Source organism: Bacteroides sp. GM023 (genome assembly GCF_014750685.1).
Classification (GTDB): domain Bacteria; phylum Bacteroidota; class Bacteroidia; order Bacteroidales; family Bacteroidaceae; genus Bacteroides.
Map to the genome: position 1 here is coordinate 669939 of NZ_JAAXGE010000005.1, position 20166 is coordinate 690104.

Annotated in this window: 20 protein-coding genes and 1 tRNA gene; 9 read left to right on the forward strand and 12 right to left on the reverse strand. The window is 43.4% G+C overall.

Annotated elements, in window-relative coordinates; translation table 11 throughout:
* Nucleotides 1-43 precede the first annotated feature (43 nt).
* Nucleotides 44-892, reverse strand: a complete 849-nt coding sequence (locus HC965_RS13595) for a DUF3298 and DUF4163 domain-containing protein (RefSeq protein ID WP_191031956.1) — start codon at nucleotides 890-892, stop codon at nucleotides 44-46.
* 829 nt (nucleotides 893-1721) lie between these two features.
* Nucleotides 1722-1955, reverse strand: coding sequence for a YecH family metal-binding protein (locus HC965_RS13600; RefSeq protein WP_191031957.1), 234 nt, complete (start codon nucleotides 1953-1955; stop codon nucleotides 1722-1724).
* 126 nt (nucleotides 1956-2081) lie between these two features.
* On the opposite strand from HC965_RS13600, the gene HC965_RS13605 reads away from it, so the two are divergent.
* The 4 genes from HC965_RS13605 (at nucleotide 2082) to HC965_RS13620 (ending at nucleotide 7516) form a co-directional block, all read left to right on the forward strand.
* Nucleotides 2082-2480 carry a hypothetical protein gene (locus tag HC965_RS13605; protein ID WP_191031958.1) on the forward strand — a complete coding sequence of 133 codons (399 nt, stop codon included), beginning with the start codon at nucleotides 2082-2084 and terminating at the stop codon, nucleotides 2478-2480.
* 129 nt (nucleotides 2481-2609) lie between these two features.
* Entirely contained in the window at nucleotides 2610-4832 is a 2223-nt protein-coding gene (locus HC965_RS13610; protein WP_191031959.1) for a TonB-dependent receptor, read from the forward strand.
* Between the two features lie 39 nt (nucleotides 4833-4871).
* The gene (locus HC965_RS13615) at nucleotides 4872-5195 is read left to right on the forward strand and encodes a heavy-metal-associated domain-containing protein (RefSeq protein ID WP_191031960.1); all 324 of its coding nucleotides are present in this window, start codon (nucleotides 4872-4874) and stop codon (nucleotides 5193-5195) included.
* A gap of 104 nt (nucleotides 5196-5299) precedes the next feature.
* The gene (locus HC965_RS13620; protein WP_191031961.1) at nucleotides 5300-7516 is read left to right on the forward strand and encodes a cation-translocating P-type ATPase; all 2217 of its coding nucleotides are present in this window, start codon (nucleotides 5300-5302) and stop codon (nucleotides 7514-7516) included.
* Between the two features lie 126 nt (nucleotides 7517-7642).
* Here HC965_RS13620 and HC965_RS13625 read toward each other — a convergent pair whose 3' ends face one another.
* Entirely contained in the window at nucleotides 7643-8482 is an 840-nt protein-coding gene (locus HC965_RS13625; RefSeq protein ID WP_191031962.1) for a helix-turn-helix domain-containing protein, read from the reverse strand.
* Nucleotides 8483-8548: 66 nt separating this feature from the next.
* Here HC965_RS13625 and lipB point away from each other — a divergent pair, with 66 nt between their 5' ends.
* Complete coding sequence (lipB, locus tag HC965_RS13630; protein WP_191031963.1) at nucleotides 8549-9232, forward strand: lipoyl(octanoyl) transferase LipB; 684 nt, start codon at nucleotides 8549-8551, stop codon at nucleotides 9230-9232.
* On the opposite strand, the gene HC965_RS13635 is transcribed toward lipB, so the two are convergent.
* The 7 genes from HC965_RS13635 to HC965_RS13665 all read right to left on the reverse strand — a co-directional run bounded on the left by HC965_RS13635 (nucleotide 9189) and on the right by HC965_RS13665 (nucleotide 16149).
* Nucleotides 9189-10106 (reverse strand): PorV/PorQ family protein, encoded by a 918-nt coding sequence (locus HC965_RS13635; protein ID WP_191031964.1) that lies wholly within the window; start codon nucleotides 10104-10106, stop codon nucleotides 9189-9191. The genes lipB and HC965_RS13635 overlap by 44 nt on opposite strands.
* 6 nt (nucleotides 10107-10112) lie before the next feature.
* Complete coding sequence (locus HC965_RS13640; RefSeq protein WP_191031965.1) at nucleotides 10113-10892, reverse strand: N-acetylmuramoyl-L-alanine amidase-like domain-containing protein; 780 nt, start codon at nucleotides 10890-10892, stop codon at nucleotides 10113-10115.
* Between the two features lie 5 nt (nucleotides 10893-10897).
* A complete protein-coding gene (locus tag HC965_RS13645) occupies nucleotides 10898-12886 on the reverse strand; it encodes an OPT family oligopeptide transporter (protein WP_191031966.1) in 1989 nt (662 codons plus the stop codon).
* A gap of 104 nt (nucleotides 12887-12990) precedes the next feature.
* The gene (locus tag HC965_RS13650) at nucleotides 12991-13386 is read right to left on the reverse strand and encodes a DUF1573 domain-containing protein (RefSeq protein WP_191031967.1); all 396 of its coding nucleotides are present in this window, start codon (nucleotides 13384-13386) and stop codon (nucleotides 12991-12993) included.
* A 99-nt stretch (nucleotides 13387-13485) separates the two neighbouring features.
* Nucleotides 13486-14091: a DUF4923 family protein gene (locus HC965_RS13655; protein ID WP_370539978.1), complete on the reverse strand. Its 606-nt coding sequence runs from the start codon at nucleotides 14089-14091 to the stop codon at nucleotides 13486-13488.
* Between the two features lie 8 nt (nucleotides 14092-14099).
* Entirely contained in the window at nucleotides 14100-14705 is a 606-nt protein-coding gene (gene yihA, locus HC965_RS13660) for a ribosome biogenesis GTP-binding protein YihA/YsxC (protein ID WP_191031969.1), read from the reverse strand.
* Nucleotides 14674-16149 (reverse strand): sodium:solute symporter, encoded by a 1476-nt coding sequence (locus tag HC965_RS13665; protein WP_191031970.1) that lies wholly within the window; start codon nucleotides 16147-16149, stop codon nucleotides 14674-14676. The genes yihA and HC965_RS13665 overlap by 32 nt, the downstream gene beginning before the upstream one ends.
* Nucleotides 16150-16239: 90 nt before the next feature.
* Between HC965_RS13665 and recR the strand changes: the two genes are divergently transcribed.
* From recR to HC965_RS13680, 3 genes are read left to right on the forward strand one after another with little or no spacing between them, the layout of a single operon-like run.
* Entirely contained in the window at nucleotides 16240-16857 is a 618-nt protein-coding gene (gene recR / locus HC965_RS13670; RefSeq protein WP_022139783.1) for a recombination mediator RecR, read from the forward strand.
* A gap of 44 nt (nucleotides 16858-16901) precedes the next feature.
* A complete protein-coding gene (locus tag HC965_RS13675) occupies nucleotides 16902-17360 on the forward strand; it encodes a hypothetical protein (RefSeq protein ID WP_191031971.1) in 459 nt (152 codons plus the stop codon).
* Nucleotides 17357-17893, forward strand: coding sequence for a GNAT family N-acetyltransferase (locus HC965_RS13680; protein ID WP_191031972.1), 537 nt, complete (start codon nucleotides 17357-17359; stop codon nucleotides 17891-17893). The genes HC965_RS13675 and HC965_RS13680 overlap by 4 nt, the downstream gene beginning before the upstream one ends.
* A gap of 4 nt (nucleotides 17894-17897) precedes the next feature.
* On the opposite strand, the gene HC965_RS13685 is transcribed toward HC965_RS13680, so the two are convergent.
* Nucleotides 17898-18488 (reverse strand): YqgE/AlgH family protein, encoded by a 591-nt coding sequence (locus HC965_RS13685; RefSeq protein WP_191031973.1) that lies wholly within the window; start codon nucleotides 18486-18488, stop codon nucleotides 17898-17900.
* Between the two features lie 94 nt (nucleotides 18489-18582).
* Entirely contained in the window at nucleotides 18583-19899 is a 1317-nt protein-coding gene (locus HC965_RS13690; protein WP_191031974.1) for a pyridoxal phosphate-dependent aminotransferase, read from the reverse strand.
* A 158-nt stretch (nucleotides 19900-20057) separates the two neighbouring features.
* Between HC965_RS13690 and HC965_RS13695 the strand changes: the two genes are divergently transcribed.
* Nucleotides 20058-20131 (forward strand) — tRNA-Asp (locus HC965_RS13695).
* Nucleotides 20132-20166 lie beyond the last annotated feature (35 nt).

Sequence of the window (20166 nt, forward strand, 5' to 3'; positions counted from 1 at the left end):
CAACAGGATATTCATTGGTGTTCTGCTCTTTTATGAAGTTTAATTATTTCAGTTCTCCTAAAATAGGGTTACTGCCAAGAAGATGTTCCATCATGGAGAATGGAATCGTCACCTTCACCGGCCCCATGGAATAAGGGGTAATATCATATACATTATAATAGAAGGTAACGCCTTCTTTGCTTAGATAGAAATTCTCGGTCGGGGTAATGTCTCCGGTTGAAGCATATCCCATGTCTTCCAAAGCTTCGTGAGTCGTCACTTTGTTGTCAGCCATGAGTTGGTTCCAAATCAGGTCGGTCAATGAGTCTTTGTAATCTCCGACGAAGATGTCGTCAAGATGAAGTGGGCGCATCAGGGTAAGATCCATATTCAGATAAGTTGTCATATAGATGCCGTGTGCACCGCCGGTGTATTCATTATAGTCGATACGATACACAAGCAAGTCTTTCTCATACAGTTGCACATGGCTTTCGATACCCTTATAATAAGAATACCAGGCACCGATGGAAGCTTCGTCTTCCTTGTCCTTTTCGTCCTCAGTATACATCGGCTCTAAGTCACGACGATACTCGCTGACATAATTTTCCGTATATTGTTTTATCACTTCTTCCGGTTTTTCCCCGATATACTTATCGCCGAAACAGGCAGAAATGAAATAAGCATTCAAACTGTCTTTCAGCATATTGTCCGATGACTTGACGGGATAGGCGAAATTGATAATAATATTACAAGCCGGTTTGGCTGTATCGTTGAACAGGTGTGCCGTCTTATTCACCTGAATACTATCGAACTGCAACGCACCTGTATTTTTGTTCATCTTGTCATGACAAGAAAACAAAAAACCGCTTACCGAAAGTATAATAGCAAGCAGACTGACATATTGTTTTTTCATACTCGTTTTTTCTATAAATTACACATTTGCTGTTTCATTCACTATTGACAAATATAGATGAAATTCATGAATCGGACTAATAAAAACAGAAAAATATTCAGATGATTTCTCTGATTGGGTTGGCTTATCGGATAGTGTTGGTCTGGTGAAAGATTCAAGATTGGCAAATTCGACCTGCAAGCTCTCATTTGCCTGTGTTCGTTTGTCGGTTAGAATGCCTTTTTCTAGCCGTATATTAAGTTGTTTATACGGCTTGCTTAAGGTGTTTTTGCGGTTTGCTTAATGTGCTTTTACGGCAATAATAACTTGTTTTACGTACATGAGCCGTTTGCTTCACGTACGAGAGCTTGAAAGTACACGTACGTCATCCGAATACTTCACATACGTGAAACGAGAACGTAGTACCTGCAAAGTACATTAGTAGCGGCATGTATGTATACTAAGCCTACCGGCTTTTGTTTTAATTCCCTGCATCATCTGTAGAGAACATAGCCACAAACGACAGCTTTCATGAAAGAAAAAGACGCAAAAGCTCAATCTTCCGGTCAAAAAGGGTATTCTTAACTAATTGTAATATAGGAACTGGCTTATATGTTAATGTGCTGACAATGAGTTGTATAAATGGCAGGGCGGTGATTGATAAAGTGATAATAGAAAGCTTTGTTTTTTCTATTATCACCTTATTATCACTTTCTATTGTCACCAAATTACTTTTGATTTTCAGTGCGTTAAGCTATAAAAGTGACAAGTGACAATAAAAAGAGAGTTTTGAAACTCTATGAAGCGATGATTGAAAAACAACTTGCCACACTTGAATGAAAGAAAAAAATCAGTGGTTGCAAACCTTTGTTATATCTACCGTAAATCCATTTTCAGCAGGCATAAATTTCCCCTTCATCTTAAGAAATTCTATAAGGGTATCCACATCCATATCTTCTGCCGAACAAGCGTAGAAGTGTTGTTGTTCACCAAACTTTTCAATGATTGCTGCTCGCAATGATGATTCTGAGTAACTATTTCCTTCCATCATGTGGAGGACTTCATGTGCATGTAACTGTTCCATAATCTATCTTTTTGCTGCAAAGATAGGGAAGGACGGACTTATAAATTGTAACATATGTGACATTCTTCTTCTTTTTCGGTAAAATATGCATTTATTTTGATTTTATTATTATCTTTGTCCCTTGATATGAAAAGGTTAGCTTACATAACAGCATTGGTTCTTTCCCTCTTGATTATCTATTCAGGGGCGGGAGTATCTATCGTGCACTATTGTTGTGCCCGTTGCGAGACGGTGCAAAGTTGTTGTGACACAGGCTGTCCGAAATGTAAGAAAACTCATACATGCGACTCAAAGAAAGATTGTAAAGCGAAAGGATGTACGGCTACTATCTATAAACTGGACTTGATGAAACATACTACCGAACTGAATGTTTCTGCTCCGGTAGTTGATCTTTTTTGTGCGCAGTTCTGCTATCTGTTGACTTTTACCTATTCAGATAATCCGGTAGAGTATGATACTCTCACCTCGCCGCCACCTCTCTGTTCTCGACAGAAGCTGGCGCTATATTCCACCTATATTATTTAGCCACTAAATCTTCTTTTTAGGAACTTTACTTTCTGCTGCATTAAAGCAGGAAAGTGAGGTGTAATTGAATGCAACTTAGTTGCATGAGAAATGACTTAATTTTGTATCTCGAAAGAAAGTTTAGAAAGAATGAAATATATGATAATAGGACTGTTCCTGTTGTTTGCCGGCAATATGCATGCGCAAGTACACGGAACGGTAAAAGATAGCACCGGAGAAGTTATTCCGGGAGCAAACGTGTTTTGGATGAATACGGGACAAGGCGTGACTACTAAGGAAGATGGAAGTTTTTCTATTGCCAAACCTTCGAAAAGCCATATGTTGATAGTTAGTTTTATCGGTTTTCAGAACGATACGATTCATGTGAACGGCAGGAATCAGAAGCTGGATGTCGTGCTTCGTGATGGAGTAGAACTGAATGAAGTAAATGTAGTCAGTCGAAAACTGGGAACTATGAAACTACGCAGTAGCGTGATGAATGAAGATATGATAAGCAGTGCTGAGTTGAGCAGAGCCGCTTGTTGTAACCTGGGAGAAAGTTTCGTGACGAATCCTTCGGTCGATGTGAGTTATTCCGATGCGGCAACGGGAGCCAAGCAAATCAAATTGTTGGGGCTGTCTGGTACTTATGTACAGATGCTGACGGAAAATATTCCGAACTATCGTGGGGCTGCTGCTCCTTATGGTTTGGGCTATGTCCCCGGGCCATGGATGCAGAGCATACAGGTTTCCAAAGGAACTTCTTCCGTGAAGAACGGCTATGAAGCCATTACAGGACAGATTAATGTCGAGTTCAAGAAACCCCAATTGCCGGAAGCTGACTGGGTATCCGCCAATCTTTTCGCAAGTACTACCAATCGTTATGAAGCTAATGCGGATGCCACGCTGAAAATCTCCAAACGTTGGAGCACCTCTCTGCTGGCACATTATGAAAACGAGACGAAAGCTCACGATGGTAATGACGACGGATTTGTGGATATTCCGCAGGTAGAGCAATATAATGTGTGGAACCGATGGGCATATATGGGCGACCATTATGTCTTTCAGGCAGGTATCAAAGCCCTTTCCGAAACACGTACCAGCGGACAAGCCAATCATGGCGGAATGCATTTTGACAACCCTTATAAAGTGAACATTGATACGGAACGCTATGAATTCTTCACCAAGAACGCCTATATATTCAATAAGGAGAAGAATACCAACCTGGCTTTGATTCTCTCTGCCAGTTTACATAATCAGGATGCCAATTACGGACTGAAACTCTATAACGTAGACCAAACCAATGTTTACGCTTCATTGATGTTCGAAACGGAGTTCAATAAGCAGAACAGCTTCTCCGCAGGATTAAGTTTCAATTATGATGCTTACGACCAACACTACCGTTTGGAAAACAACGTGGATAACCTTCCTCTCAAAGCCTTTGAGAAAGAAGCCGTTCCCGGAGCTTACGTGCAGTACACTTTGAATCTGAATGACCAATGGATGCTGATGGCAGGTCTTCGCGGAGATTATAGCAATGAGCATGGATTCTTTGTAACTCCCCGTGCGCACCTCAAATACAATCCGAATGAGTATGTAAACTTCCGTCTCTCTGCCGGAAAAGGCTACCGGACGAATCATGTACTGGCAGAAAATAACTATTTGCTCTCCAGCAGCCGTAAAGTAGATATTGCAAAGAATCTGGATATGGAAGAAGCATGGAACTATGGCGCAAGTGTATCTACCTACATCCCGATATTCGGTAAAACACTGAATATAAATGCCGAATACTACTATACGGACTTCCTAAAACAAGTGGTAGTAGATATGGATAGCAATCCCCACGGAGTCTCTTTCTATAACCTGGACGGTCGTTCATATTCGCACGTATTCCAGGTAGAAGCAAGCTATCCGTTCTTCAAAGGATTCACCTTGACAGGCGCTTACCGACTGACGGATGCGCAAACTACTTACAAAGGTGAGCGGATGGAAAGACCTTTGACCAGTAAATACAAAGGATTATTGACTGCCTCATACCAAACTCCACTAGGAATATGGCAATTTGACGCAACGCTGCAATTGAATGGCGGCGGCAGAATGCCTTCCCCTTACGAACTTGGAGACGGGCAACTGTCATGGAGTCGCCGTTATGGCAGCTTTGAGCAACTAAGCTTGCAAGTAACCCGTTATTTCCGTCGCTGGTCTATCTACGTAGGGGGCGAGAACCTGACTAACTTCAAGCAGAAGAACCCGATTATCGACGCAGCCAATCCCTGGGGAGATAACTTTGATTCCACGATGATATGGGGACCGATGCACGGTGCAAAGGCATATATCGGATTGCGTTTCAACCTGGCTAGAAATAGTGAATAAAAATAAAAAGAATAACTTACATTTAAACTAATAAGAAAAATGAGAACAAAAAGATGGATGGTCACTTGCGTGGTGGCTCTTTTGAGTGTAGCTGCCGTAATGGCGAAAGATATTCGTGTAGTAGTATTCAAAGTGACTCAGATGCATTGCGAAAACTGTGAAAAGAAAGTGAAGGACAACATGCGTTTTGAGAAAGGTCTGAAAGATGTTTCCACTGTTGTGAAAGACCGGACTGTCACTATCACATACGATGCTGAAAAGACAAATGTAAAGAACTTGCAAGCGGGATTCAAGAAGTTCAATTATGAAGCCGAATTTGTGAAAGAAACGAAGAAGGACGATAAGAAAGCGGATAAGAAGTAATTGAACAAATACCCGTATTGGCTTGTTTCTATAAGTAAATAATGGTCTTTTCCTGTTCCTCTGACAAGGAATGTGGGAAAGACCGCAAAATAATAATTATATATATGGGTAATATAGTAAAAAAAGCATTTCCCGTGCTCAATATGCATTGTGCGGGGTGTGCTAATAATGTAGAAAAAACAGTAAGGAAATTGCCGGGAGTCACAGAGGCTTCCGTCAATTTTGCCACCAATACGCTGACAATTTCTTACGAGAAAGATAAACTGACTCCCGGAGAAATCCGTGCGGCAGTGCTTTCAGCAGGTTACGACCTGATTGTAGAAGAAGCCCATAAGGAGGAACGTCAGGAAGAAGAGCAGCATAAACGCTACGTTCGCTTGAAACGGAAAGTGATTGGTGCATGGATTTTGGTAGTACCATTGCTGGTATTCTCCATGATATTGATGCATATGCCATACTCTAACGAGATTCAGTTGGTACTAACTATCCCTGTCATGGTCTTTTTCGGTGGTGGCTTCTTTACCGGAGCCTGGAAGCAGGCAAAGATAGGGCGGAGCAATATGGATACTTTGGTTGCACTTAGTACTTCCATTGCATTTCTGTTCAGCTTGTTTAATACCTTCTTCCCCGAATTCTGGTATGCCCGTGGATTGGAGCCGCACGTTTATTATGAAGCTTCTGCGGTAATTATCGCCTTCGTGCTGACCGGAAAACTGATGGAAGAGCGTGCGAAAGGAAATACATCTACCGCTATCCGCAAACTGATGGGTATGCAACCTAAAGTAGCCCGTGTCCTGCGTAACGGAGTAGAGGAAGAGATTCTGATTGAGCAACTGCAAGTCGGTGATTTGGTAGTCGTTCGTCCGGGAGAGCAGATACCTGTAGACGGTAAACTTTCCGAAGGCGATTCATATGTCGATGAAAGTATGATTAGCGGTGAGCCTATTCCGGTAGAAAAGAAGAAAGGCGATAAAGTATTGGCGGGAACTATCAATCAGCGCGGTTCGTTCATTATCAGCGCGGCACAAGTCGGCAGTGAGACGGTATTGGCGCGTATCATCCATATGGTACAGGAAGCGCAGGGCAGTAAAGCGCCCGTACAGCGTATCGTTGACCGTATAACCGGCATTTTTGTACCTGTCGTGCTTGGTATTGCCATCCTGACATTTATCCTATGGATTACCATTGGCGGTAGCGAATATATATCTTATGGAGTTCTGTCCGCCGTGTCTGTTCTCGTGATTGCCTGTCCGTGTGCTTTAGGGCTTGCCACGCCAACCGCATTGATGGTAGGAATCGGCAAGGCAGCCAGTCAGCATATACTGATTAAAGACGCCGTCGCTTTGGAACAAATGCGCAAGGTCGATGTCGTAATATTGGATAAGACCGGAACACTGACCGAAGGTCATCCCACAGCTACCGGATGGTTATGGGCGCAATCGCAGGAACCGCATTATAAAGATATACTCCTCGCTGCGGAAATGAAATCGGAACATCCTCTTGCCGGTGCCATAGTCGCTGCGCTTCAGGACGAGGAAAAGATAACTCCCGCCAAATTGGATAGCTTTGAAAGTATCACAGGAAAAGGCATAAAAGTTTCCTATCAGGGACAAGTGTACTGGGTAGGAAGCCATAAACTTTTAAGGGATTTCAGCGCTACGATGAGTGATGTAATGGCTGATATGTTGGTTCGCTATGAATCGGACGGTAATGGCATCATCTACTTTGGTCGTGAGAATGAACTATTGGCTATTATTGCTGTTTCCGACCCGATAAAGGCGACCTCTGCTGAAGCAGTGAAAGAACTGAAGCGCCAGGGTATCGACATCTGTATGCTGACCGGTGACGGACAACGGACAGCCTTGGCTGTTGCTTCCCATTTGGGAATCGAACGTTTTGTTGCTGACGCATTGCCGGACGATAAAGCCGAATTTGTGCGTGAACTGCAATTACAGGGAAAGAAAGTCGCTATGGTAGGTGACGGAATCAATGACTCGCAAGCCTTGGCATTAGCTGACGTCAGCATTGCTATGGGAAAAGGTACGGATATTGCCATGGACGTTGCCATGGTAACTTTAATGACATCCGACCTGCTGTTGCTTCCTAAAGCCTTCCTGTTATCGAAACAGACAGTCAAACTGATTCATCAGAACCTCTTTTGGGCATTTATTTATAATCTGATAGGTATTCCTATCGCTGCCGGAATCCTGTTCCCATTGAATGGATTGTTGCTGAACCCGATGTTGGCAAGTGCCGCTATGGCTTTCTCCAGTGTGAGTGTGGTGCTCAATTCACTGAGTTTGGGAAAAAGAAGATTATAATTGGCGATGGTTCAAAATAAATAATTCTTTTTTATTAGGCACGGATTACGCGGATTTCACGGTTTTCTGAAATATGGTTGTACAAAGCAACCGCGTATTCCGTGTAATCCGTGCCTAAAAATATTATTATCCATTTCTGAATTCCAATGGCGTCATTCCGACATATCGTCTGAAATATTTGCCGAAGAAAGAAGCACTGGGGAAATTCAGCGAATAAGCAATTTCCTGAATAGTCATATTCGTACCCTTCAATTTTGCTTTGGCATCCATGATAACGATATAAGCAATCGTATCCAATACGCTTTTTCCTGTCACTTGTCTCACCGTAGTACTCAAATGCTGAAGAGATACCCCTAACTTGTCCGCATAGAACTGCGCACGACGTTCGTTTTTGTAATTCTCGGTGATAGATTGAATCAGTTCCCGGCATATTTCCTTTTTACGGTTTGAGCTATTGCTCTCTCCCGGATAATTATGATATATCAGCCGTATGCTTGTCAGGATAGTCTGAAGTGCCAATTCTACCAGTTCAGGGTCCATCTCGAAGTTCTCATTGCAACTGGCTCGTGATAACAGACCGAAATAATCTTTCAGATAACTGGCTACTTCCTCATTAAGCGGAACCACCGGTTGCTCGATAAGTTTAGGATAAGCATTGCCGATATTCTTCATCAGATTGATGCGTCCGGCGCAATGAGCGGAGAAACCTGCGAAACAGAGACATACTTTTTCAGTCTTTTCCCGGAACTGAATGATGGTTCCCGGCAATAATGTAATCAGATCATTAGGACGTATTTCATAATCAAGCAAGTTGATGGAAGCTTTCATTGAGCCTTCGGTACAAATAGCTACGATACATGCTTGCAGTCGGCAGGATTGCTTATAAATGTTCAAAATGTCTTCCGTGACATTTGTCCATGCTAATACTTCGGTAGGCAAGTCTACCTGTGGAAAGTCCATTTTCATAGTTGTGTTTGTTATATTCGGCCAACAAATGTACACATTTTCTTTTTATTTCTTACCTTTGTTTTTATGAAAACAGTTTTTGTCGATTGGAATTTGATACCGTATGCCGAAGCATGGCAACGGCAGACGGAATGGTTTGACGAAGTTGTCCGTGCAAAAGCACAGGATGAAACCTATGAGAACCGTATTGTTATGTGCGAGCATCCCCACGTCTATACTTTGGGACGTAGCGGGAAAGAAAATAATATGTTGCTGAGTGACGAACAGTTGAAAGCGATTGACGCAACCCTCTACCACATAGACAGGGGAGGAGACATCACTTATCACGGTCCGGGGCAATTAGTGTGCTATCCGATACTGAATCTTGAAGAATTTGAATTAGGACTGAAAGAATACGTTCATCTGCTGGAAGAAGCAGTGATACGTGTCTGCGCATCTTATGGCATTGAAGCAGGGCGGCTGGAGAAAGCGACAGGCGTATGGCTGGAAGGTGATACACCCCGTGCCCGTAAGATATGTGCAATAGGAGTAAGAAGTAGCCACTATGTCACAATGCACGGACTGGCTTTGAATGTAAATACGGATTTGCGATATTTCAGCTATATCCACCCTTGCGGATTTATAGATAAAGGCGTCACTTCACTTCGTCAGGAACTGAAGCACGATGTGCCTGTGGACGAAGTGAAGCAACGCCTCGAAGAGGAACTTAGAAAACTATTCCGACTCCCAGTTGCCAAGTTTGGTGCATAAAGCAATCCTTATCAGCCAATGCGTAAGAGAAATCGGCACGTATAGGCCAGAAGTTGATTCCACAGCCTAGAGTGCCGTAGTTGCCTACTCCTTTGTCTTTATCTCCGAAATGATATCCGGCGCGGACTACCCCGTATTTAAGGAAATTATATTCCGCTCCTACACCTGCCTGCAAATGGCGGATCTCGGAAGGGAGCAGATAATTGAAGTCAAGTGCAACCTGCAAACGGTTCTCTATGCTGAACGGAAGGTCGATAGCTCCCCCTAATCCTAATCTTGCGGGCAGCTTCTGTCCATCCAGCTTTTTACCTAAATTAGCAGCCTGAAAACCGATACTCCAGGAAGACATTCCATCCAGAAGCGCCATGCTGCGGTAATAAGTAGCGCCGAAGTCCAGTGAAACACTGTTCTTGCTGTCCGCACTTTCGGCAGCCTTTGCCTGCATATATCTGAATGTCAGCGAAAGCGACAGATTCTTGGCTATATTTCTGAAATAAGCAGCTTCCAAGTCCCATACATGAGGACGGTAATCCATTATTTTCGGGTCTTTGAAGTGACGGAATCCCAAAGCAAATCCGTGAATACCTTCCCTTCCTATCCGATAGAACAGGGAGGCACTGTGCAACGCATAATCTTTGTTTATATCGGCGTATGAATAACTAGCGCCCATCACTTCCTGCGAGAAAGCGATAGTAGAGGCGTTATGAAAGATAGCTGTACTTCCGTTATCGGTGATAGCTAATCCCGTACCTGCCATACCTGCCGATTGTGCATCGGGAGTAAGGTCCAGAAAGTTGGCGTTTGCCACTCCTTGTGCTCCCGCCAGGGCGGGGAATAAGCACGAGGCGAGAAGGAAATGTTTTACTCGTTTCATAATCAGTTATTTTTTTGTGTGAGACATCCGAACGACACGTATGCCTGTCCACGATTTATTGTTGTTAAGCATGTTGCGGAGAGAGGTATCGCTGACAACTACTTTCCCTAGCGTGGAAGAAGCATGCAGCAAATGTAACTTTCCCTGTTTATATTCCGCTATTCCTACATGGGCAATGTCCAGTCCGGGCAATTTTGTCGTAATAGCAATAATATCTCCATCCATAATCCATGGCAATCCGTTTTCCGGCAAATTGCTTTTCGGCAACCAATGTACTGTTTTTTCTGATAAAACTTTCTCGTATTCCGCCATCCGTAACACATTTTCCGGCGAATCAGCCAATTTCTTGTATTGTTTGGGATGGGTGGACATATATGAAAGGGACAATTTCAGGGTAGGCGTATTATTCTCGGCAGTGACATCTGTCAGGAAACCGTTGCGGATACCATTATCAATCCAGTCGGACGTATAATGCAACCGTGAAGGATAACCGTTGATGATACCGTCCCGATACCGTATCTTTTGCAGATTTTCTGTAAAGGAAGGACTGATAGCCTGCGCCAACGTATATTCCACGAACGTGAGACAATCTACCGCATCCGTCCGGATGACCAGTTCTTCCTCTCCATCCCGGTCTAAAGTATTGGCTACATATTTTGTCCCCAGGTAAGACTTTCCGATTCGCAACATATCGCCGGAGTCCTGCGGAGCAAGCTCCGCAGACTGTTTCTGTGCAAAGGTGATTACACTGACAAGCGATACTATGACGGATAAAAGTCTCCTCATACTATTTATTTAACTTTCATTGAAGCCTTGATAAAGTAAAGAATCAGTAGCGCATATGCTCCTAATGCTAACACTTCCGACCATGTATTGTTCAACCATGCTTCATTCACCAGGTTAACTCCGCCGAAACGCATAGCAGCACTGATAACACCCATTAATGCGCCGCCGGCGATGAAACCGGAAGCCAGCAATGTTCCTTTTTCTCCTCTTTCCGTATTCAGCGTTGCATCTTTGCTGCGGCTTGTAACAAACCAATTGACAGCTCCACCCACTACCAACGGCACATTCAGTTCCAATGGAATAAACATACCCAATGCGAAAGCTAATGCAGGAATTTTACAAAGAGTCAGAATAATAGCTAAGACAGCACCGATGCCATATAGCAACCAGGGCGCACCTACACCGCTCATCAACGGTTCGATAACGGCTGCCATCGCGTTTGCCTGCGGAGCAGCCAGTGCGCCGCTTGTAAATCCGTATGTCTTGTTGAGGATAATCATCACACCGCCTACGGTTGCAGCCGATACGATAGTTCCCAGGAACTTCCATGTCTCCTGTTTGGCAGGAGTACTTCCCAGCCAGTAACCGATTTTCAAGTCAGTGATGAAACCACCCGCCATTGAAAGTGCGGTACATACAACACCACCCATCACCAATGCGGCAACCATTCCCGAAGGGCCTTTCAGACCGACAGCCACCATCACTACGGAAGCCAGAATCAGTGTCATCAAAGTCATTCCCGATACAGGATTCGTACCTACGATGGCAATCGCATTGGCAGCTACTGTGGTAAACAGGAAAGAAATGCCTGCCACCAGGACAATCGCTACTATTGTATGCAATAGATTACCCTGCATTACATCAAGGTAGAAGAACAAAGTAATCAATATCAACGTGATGACAGAACCTATTGCGATAATCTTCATTGAAAGGTCACGCTGTGTACGCATAACGCTTTTTTCCACATTACCCTTGCCGCCCATTTCCTTGGCGGCCAGTCCGACAGCGCTTTTGATAATTCCCCAGGAACGGATGATACCAATCACACCCGCCATGGCGATACCGCCGATACCGATACTCTTCGCGTAATATTTGAATATCTCTTCCGGGCTCATCATTCCTACGGTAGTCGTAATCTCGGGATTCCATGCATTCAGCACACTGTCTCCCCAAATAGCAGACATTCCCGGAATGATAATCCACCATACAGCCAGTGAACCGGCACAAATGATAGAAGCATATTTTAATCCGACGATATATCCCAAACCCAACACGGCAGCACCCGTATTCACTTTAAATACCAGCTTCGCCTTTTCAGCCAACATCTCTCCGGCACTGCATACACGCGTCGTGAAATTCTCGTTCCACCAGCCGAATGTAGCTACGATAAAGTCATACAATCCACCAATCATACCCGCCATCAACAACGGTTTGGCCTGGCTTCCGCCTTTCTCGCCGGAAATCAACACCTGTGTGGTGGCCGTTGCTTCCGGGAAAGGATATTTGCCATGCATATCACTGACGAAATATTTCCGGAAAGGAATCAGGAACAGAATACCCAATACGCCACCGAGCAGAGAACTGATGAACACCTGCATGAAAGTAACCGTCATTTCGGGATATTTGGCCTGAAGAATATAAAGAGCGGGAAGGGTGAAGATAGCTCCCGCCACAATCACTCCCGAGCAAGCTCCGATAGATTGGATAATTACATTTTCTCCCAACGCATTTTTTCTTTTGGCTGCTCCTGATACACCTACCGCGATAATCGCAATCGGAATAGCAGCTTCGAATACTTGCCCCACCTTCAAGCCCAGATAGGCTGCGGCGGCGGAGAAAAGGATTGCCATGGCGATACCCCATGCTACTGACCAGAAATTAACTTCCGGATAATTTTTCGAGGGACTCATCAACGGGTTGTATACTTCCCCTGGTTTCAACTCTCTGAACGCATTCTCGGGTAACCCGGTGAATTTGTCTTCTTCTTGTTTCATAGTTTTATAATTTGCTAATGTGTCAATTTACATTTCCGTCCTCAAAGTAAACAAAAAAAAAGGAGAACCGAAAGATTCTCCTTTATGTAATAGTCTATTTTTTTCTACTTTGCATCTTTTGCTTCCATATCGCCCTCGATATACAATCTTACCATCTCAGTTTTGGCATTGGTACGCAGGGTGATTGACTTCTTGAAGTGTCCCGGATATTTACCAGTTCCGTTATAAGTCACTTTAATTGTGCCTTTTTTGCCTGGCATAATCGGTTCTTTCGTATATTCGGGTACTGTACATCCGCAAGAAGCTACTGCCTGGTGAATTACCAAAGGAGCATCACCTATATTAGTGAAAGTAAACGTGCAACTAACTACCGGACTGTTTTCTGAAAACTTGCCGAAATCGTGAGTTGTCTTGTCAAACTTGATGTCTGCATTTGTTTGCGCAAATGCAAAACTTACACCCATAACTAATAAGGTCATTAAAAAAAGTATCCTTTTCATTTTTCCTTCTCTTTATTGATTACAAGTGCCAAAGGTAATGCTTTTTCCCCTAAAATATACTCTATGGAGTGCGAAATAGTATTAAACGCTCCGTTTTTGCTATTTGGTGAGTTGGAATCCCAGCATCATTCCGTCATAGTTTTCGGCCAGAGAACTAACAGTTTTCAGTGCGGTGCTGTTGCTCTTGCTGCCGATAAAAGCCATCAGTTTCAACAACTTGTCCGAGTTGAACAGTAATTCCAGTGAGCTGGAACTGCAATTCACTTTTGCGTGCAGGTTCAGTAACTTCAGATATTTCAAGTCTACCTGTTTGGTCGAAGCATTGTAGGAATAAGTGCCATTCAGCTTTTTCTTTCCTACTGTACTGGTGAAAGTACTGTCGGCATTAAAAGTAAAGCTCATCTGTCCTTCCTTGATACCGATTTTGCTCAACTGTTCGTTCAGTTTGCTTTCCGCCATGGTAGCCGCGGCAGCTCCGCCTGCTTTCATCAACAGGTTTTCCGACTCGAACTCAACGGCAGAACCTTGATAATTCCATGTTCCGGTCATGTCGATAGCTTCGGTAGTTCCGGTAATGGCGTTCACTACTTTTGAGATGTTGTCCTTATTGAATAAGTCCGACCATGATTGTGCCTGGCTGTTAGTAGCCATCAGCATAAATGCTGCCATAAAGGCAAGTGATAAAAAACTCTTTTTCATTTTCATTCTCTTTTTCATTTAATATTGATATCCTTGTTTATGTTTTCTATATAGTCAAGTATTTCCGTCCGTCCCATACGGTCTTCCGAGGAAGAGATAAAATAGGGGGGGAGTTCTTCCCATTGTTTGCCCAATTCGCGCAGATATGAGTTGATATTCATCTTCAGACGTCCGCCTTTGAGCTTGTCCGCCTTAGTGAAGATGATAGCGAAAGGAATACCGTTTTCGCCCAGCCATTCCATAAATTCCAGGTCTATCTTTTGCGGTTCCAGTCGGCTGTCTATCAGGACAAACAGATTCGTCATCTGCTCCCGTTCCAGGATATAATCTTCGATTATAGTACGTATCTGGTCTTTTCCTTTCTGTCCGCGGCGTGCGTATCCATATCCGGGAAGGTCGACGAGATACCAGTTCTTATTAATCAGAAAGTGATTGATAAGCATCGTCTTTCCCGGGGTAGCGGAAGTCATAGCCAGTCCCTTGCGTGAGGTCAGCATATTGATAAGACTGGACTTACCCACGTTGGAACGCCCGATAAAGGCGTATTCTGGGAAAACACCTGTCGGACATTTCTTTACGTCCGTATTACTAATCACAAATTCTGCACTTGTTATTTCCATTTTCTTTGCTTGTTTTAATTGACATCATCCAAAGTCCTGCAAAGGTAAGAGTTCCATTTAATATTAGCAATTCATAGCCGAATTTATATCCGGTTTCCCTTTCTATCCACCAGTTGGCGGCATAGCAAAGTATCGGTGAAAGAATAGCTATTAGAGGAACCCAGCGGTCGTTAGTCTGCCTGCGGGTAAACAGTCCGAAAGCAAACATTCCAAGCAGCGGCCCGTATGTATAGGAAGCGATGATGTAGATAGCATCAATTACACTTTTATTATTCAGTATTTCGACCAGGCAGATGAAGAAAGCCAGTAGAACCGAAAGCGATAAATGTACCTTGTCTCTTTTGCGCCGTGCTACTTCTTCGGTATCCTTTTCAGTGTCGAGCAGGTCGACACATACGCTGGTTGTCATCGCTGTCAGGGCGGAGTCCGAATTGCTGAAAGCAGCCGCAATGATTCCGATTGTAAAAAGTATCAGAACGGATTGTCCCAAATAACCTTGTGTAGCGAACATCGGCAGAATATCATCGTTCATGGCAGGTAGCTCCAGTTGCATTTGTCCGGCTAGCGCTATCAGCAGGATTCCCAAACACAGGAAAAGAAAGTTCAGCGGGATGAATGAGAATCCGTAACAATACATATTCTTTTGCGCTTCGCGCAGGTTGCGGCAGGAAAGATTCTTCTGCATCATGTCCTGGTCAAGTCCCGTCATCACAATCACGATAAAGATACCACTAAAGAATTGCTTGAAGAAGTTTTGCCGGGATACCCAGTCGTCGAGTACGAAAATCCGGCTGTATTCACTGTTCTGAATCGTCTGAACAATACCGCTGAAATTCAAGTCCAATTTCTGAATCGTGAAATAAATAATGAAAATCAGCGCGGCAATCAGGCAGAAAGTTTGCAAGGTATCTGTCCATACAATGGTTTTTATTCCGCTTTTATGAGTGTATATCCATACCAATGCCACTGAACCGACAGCAATCGCCCAAAAAGGAACATGCATCTCCTGAAATACATAAGTATGGAGAATCAGACAGACCAGGTAGAGCTTTGCGGCCGTTCCCAGCATACGCGATAATAGAAAGAAAAACGACCCCGTGCGATAGGCACGTGTTCCGATACGTGTGCCGAGATAGCCATATATACTTGTCAGGTTGAGCTTATAATATAAAGGAAGCAGTACATGTGCCACTACCATGTATCCGAAAAAGAATCCGAATACCGTCTGCATATAGGTCATGTCCATTCCGCGTACCATGCCCGGCACAGAGACAAAAGTAACCCCGGATATAGAAGCGCCAATCATTCCGAAGGAGACTACATACCAGGGCGATTTATTCTCTCCCTTGAAGAACGCTGCGTTCGAACCGCCTTTGCGTCCGGTGATACGGGCTATTAATAATAATACCGCAAAGTAACATATAATAGTAATAAGTATCATCATAACGGCTGCAAAGGTAGTATTTTTTGCAGGTATTAAAACAATAATCTGTATCTTTGCGCCAAAATATCGATAGAATAGCAATTATTATCTATGAACCAACAATATCCTTCCGTACTGCTTGAAAAGGCAGTCGGCGAATTTTCAAAACTTCCGGGCATCGGGCGTAAGACGGCTATGCGGCTTGTCCTGCATCTGCTCCGCCAGGACACGGCTACCGTGGAAGCGTTCGGAAGTTCCATTATCACTCTGAAACGTGAGGTGAAATATTGCAAAGTCTGCCATAATATATCCGATACCGAAACTTGCCAGATTTGCGCTAATCCGCAACGAGACGCATCTACTGTCTGTGTAGTAGAAAATATCCGTGACGTGATGGCGGTAGAAGCAACCCAGCAATACAGGGGACTGTATCATGTCTTGGGTGGCGTCATTTCCCCGATGGATGGGGTAGGGCCGAGCGACCTGCAAATTGAGAGTCTCGTGCAACGAGTATCCGAAGGGGGCATCAAAGAAGTAATCCTTGCCTTGAGCACTACAATGGAAGGGGATACCACGAACTTTTATATCTACCGCAAACTGGATAAACTGGGAGTCAAACTGAGTGTAATCGCCCGGGGTATATCTGTTGGTGACGAACTGGAATATGCCGATGAGGTAACTTTGGGGCGTAGTATTGTGAACCGTACCGTTTTCACCGGAACTATATAATCAAATCAACTTTAGAATTAAGAACGTTAGAATTTAGAACGAACATGGAAGAACAGATAAAACGCGCTGTCAGAAATTTGAATATCAGTTATGTTTTCTTTTGGGTGCTCCCGGCATTTCTGCTTGGGGCAGGGGAGTTTGAACTCATTCCTGTAGGAATCCTTGAAGGGAATGTGCAATCTACTTATTATTTTGAAACGGCCGGCATCCTGCTGACAGCCTTGTGCATACCTCTTTCTCTGAAACTATTCAGCCTTGTACTGAAAAAGAAGATAGACAACATGACCATAACGCTTGCACTGAAGCGTTATGTGCAGTTAAGTATCGTCCGACTGGGAATACTCGAAATTGCTATCGTTGTAAATCTCCTGTGTTATTATCTGACGTTGAGCAGCACAGGCAACCTCTGTATGTTGATTGGACTGACGGCTTCTCTTTTCTGCCTGCCCAGCGAGAAAAGACTGCGTAATGAACTTCACATCGCAAAAGAAAAAGACCAATGAGAGCATCTTTCTTAATGAACGACCGCATCTATCTCCGTGCAGTAGAGCCGGAAGATATGGATATTATGTACGAGATGGAGAATGATCCTTCGATGTGGGATATCAGTAACTTTACAGTTCCTTATTCCCGCTACGTGCTGCGCCAGTATATCGAGGGGTCGCAATGCGATGTATTTGCAGATAAGCAACTGCGTCTGATGATTGTCGGCAAAGCCGATCATCGCATACTTGGTACGATTGACATTACGGATTTTGTTCCTCTCCATTCACGTGGAGAAGTGGGAATTGCCATTCATAAAGACTACCGCCAACAAGGATATGCCACCGATGCATTGAAATTACTTTGCGAATATGCTTTTGATTTCCTGTCTTTAAATCAGCTCTATGCACACGTAGCGGTAGACAATGAAGTCTGTATGAAACTATTTACATCTTGTGGCTTCATTCAATGCGGATTATTAAAGAATTGGTTGCAAGTGGAAGGCTGCTACAAAGATGCAGCGCTCCTTCAGTGTCTGAATCCAAAGAAATAAGAAATTAATTGAGAGTAGGCACTTGTGGGAAGCGTGACCACGTTTCATACTTGCTGCCTAGTTTCTCCAAGGCTCTCCGCCACATGTCTTTTGTGTTATCTTTCATCAGATAAGACTTCTCCTCTTCAGAAACCAGCCATGTGTTCTCTTTAATCTCATTGTGTAACTGTTCGTTTTCCCAACCGGAATATCCCAGGAAAAAACGGATACATTCACTTATCTTATTCCCTTGTAATATATATTTCTTTATTTCGTCAAAGTCTCCATTCAGATAAAGACCTTTGCTGATAGAAATAGAACCGGGAATTTCTGCTAATGTATGGAGATAAAATAAAGTATCAGTGGCAACAGGACCTCCTTTATATAAAGGAATCTCATCGAGATACTTGAATTCCATGATAATATCATTGAGTAGAAGCGGCAATTGCTTGTTGATAACCAGCCCCATACTACCTTCCTCGGTATGGTCGACCAGCAATATCACAGACCTGCCAAATGTTGCGTCGCGTAAAAAAGGTTCGGATATTAAAATCTTTCCTCTTGACGGAAGCACATTATTCGATTGAATCTTAAATATATCAAGGTCTATATTCATGCCACTAAAGTAATAAAAAAAACGGAAGAACAATCATTCTTTCCGTTTTTTTTCATTTTAAGTGTAGCTTTTATGAATATCTTCTGTCAAACGATTAGCCTACCGGATGATTTTCTGCAAATAGTTTCATTCTTTCGTCAAGCTGCGCGTATTGATGGTCTTTAATAAAAGAGGTGCATGCCCGCAGACCTTCCTGATGGCTTCCCGTGGTAACTAACGAGATGGCGCTTACACCATAATACATTAATTCCTTAGCCAATTCACCGCTAGTCATCCCCGGATATCCGATAGTAAAATAAAATCCATCTGCAATCGGGTCGCCCAAATCGTTGTCATATACCAAATGGAATCCATGACGAAGGAAAATATCTTTTAATTTCTTCGCTCTTTCACCATATATCTTCACTTCGTCGAGGAAGTTGTATTGTCCCTCATTGGCAGCTTTCAACATCGCAGCCATGGCGAACTGTGCAGAATGACTTGTTCCTGAAGAAAGCGCATAAAGTACCCGGTGGATAAAGACAGTACCGAATGTACCGCCACCATAACGCTTGGTCAGTCCCGGATAGCTACGATGATAGAGCTTATCTGAAATACAGCTCACGCCAATACGTTGTCCGGCATAACTGAATGCTTTGGAACCAGAAATCAGTAATACATAATTATCTGTATAGTGCGCAACCGATGGCTGGAACGGTGCCTGATACGGCTTACTCAAATTCTGACGGAAATCCATAGCAAAATAGGCCAAATCTTCCAAAACGATTACATCATATTGTGTAGCCAATTCCCCAATGATTCTCAATTCTTCATCTTTCAGGCAAATCCAACTGGGATTATTCGGATTTGAATAGATAATCGCCGATATATTTCCTTTCTTCAGATAGCTTTCCATTTTTTCCCTTAGCTTCTCACCGCGATAGTCATATACATCAAACGTCTCATATTTCTGTCCCATCACTACCAACTGCTGTTTCTGCACCGGAAAGCCCGGGTCAATAAACAGAATCGTATCTTTCTTCTCATCACATTGACTGCAAGTAAGGAAAGAAGCGAATGTTCCTTGCATAGAACCTGTCACGGGTACACATCCTTCCGGGCTCAAGTCTACATTAATAAATGCCTTGATAAAGTTGGAAGCCTCCTTTTTTAGCTCCGGCAACCCGTTAATGTCAGGATATAAGCTGGCGATACCCTTCTGTAATGCCTCAATCTCTGCTTTAACGCCTACGGCGGATGGAGGAAGTCCCGGAACGCCCATTTCCATCTTGATAAATTCAATTCCCGATGCTGCTTCCGCTTTTGAAGCAATAGCTTTCACTTCCCGAATAGTCGCCTTAGAAAAATCGACAATTTGAAACTCATTGATGGTTTCATCAATCAGATGTCGCTCAATTGGTGTATTTTTCATTCTATTTTCTATTTTATGTAATAGCTGCAAATGTACACGATAATTCTTAATAAACCCACTTTTTCAGAAAAAAGATATGAAAGCTATTGCAGGTTTCAAAAAAATATCTACCTTTGCATCCGCAATCGAGAGAGAGATGCGATTTAAAAAGAAATTTTGGTGCGTTAGTTCAGTTGGTTAGAATACCTGCCTGTCACGCAGGGGGTCACGAGTTCGAGTCTCGTACGCACCGCTTCTTAAAGGAAATAAAAAAATAAAATCCTCTGA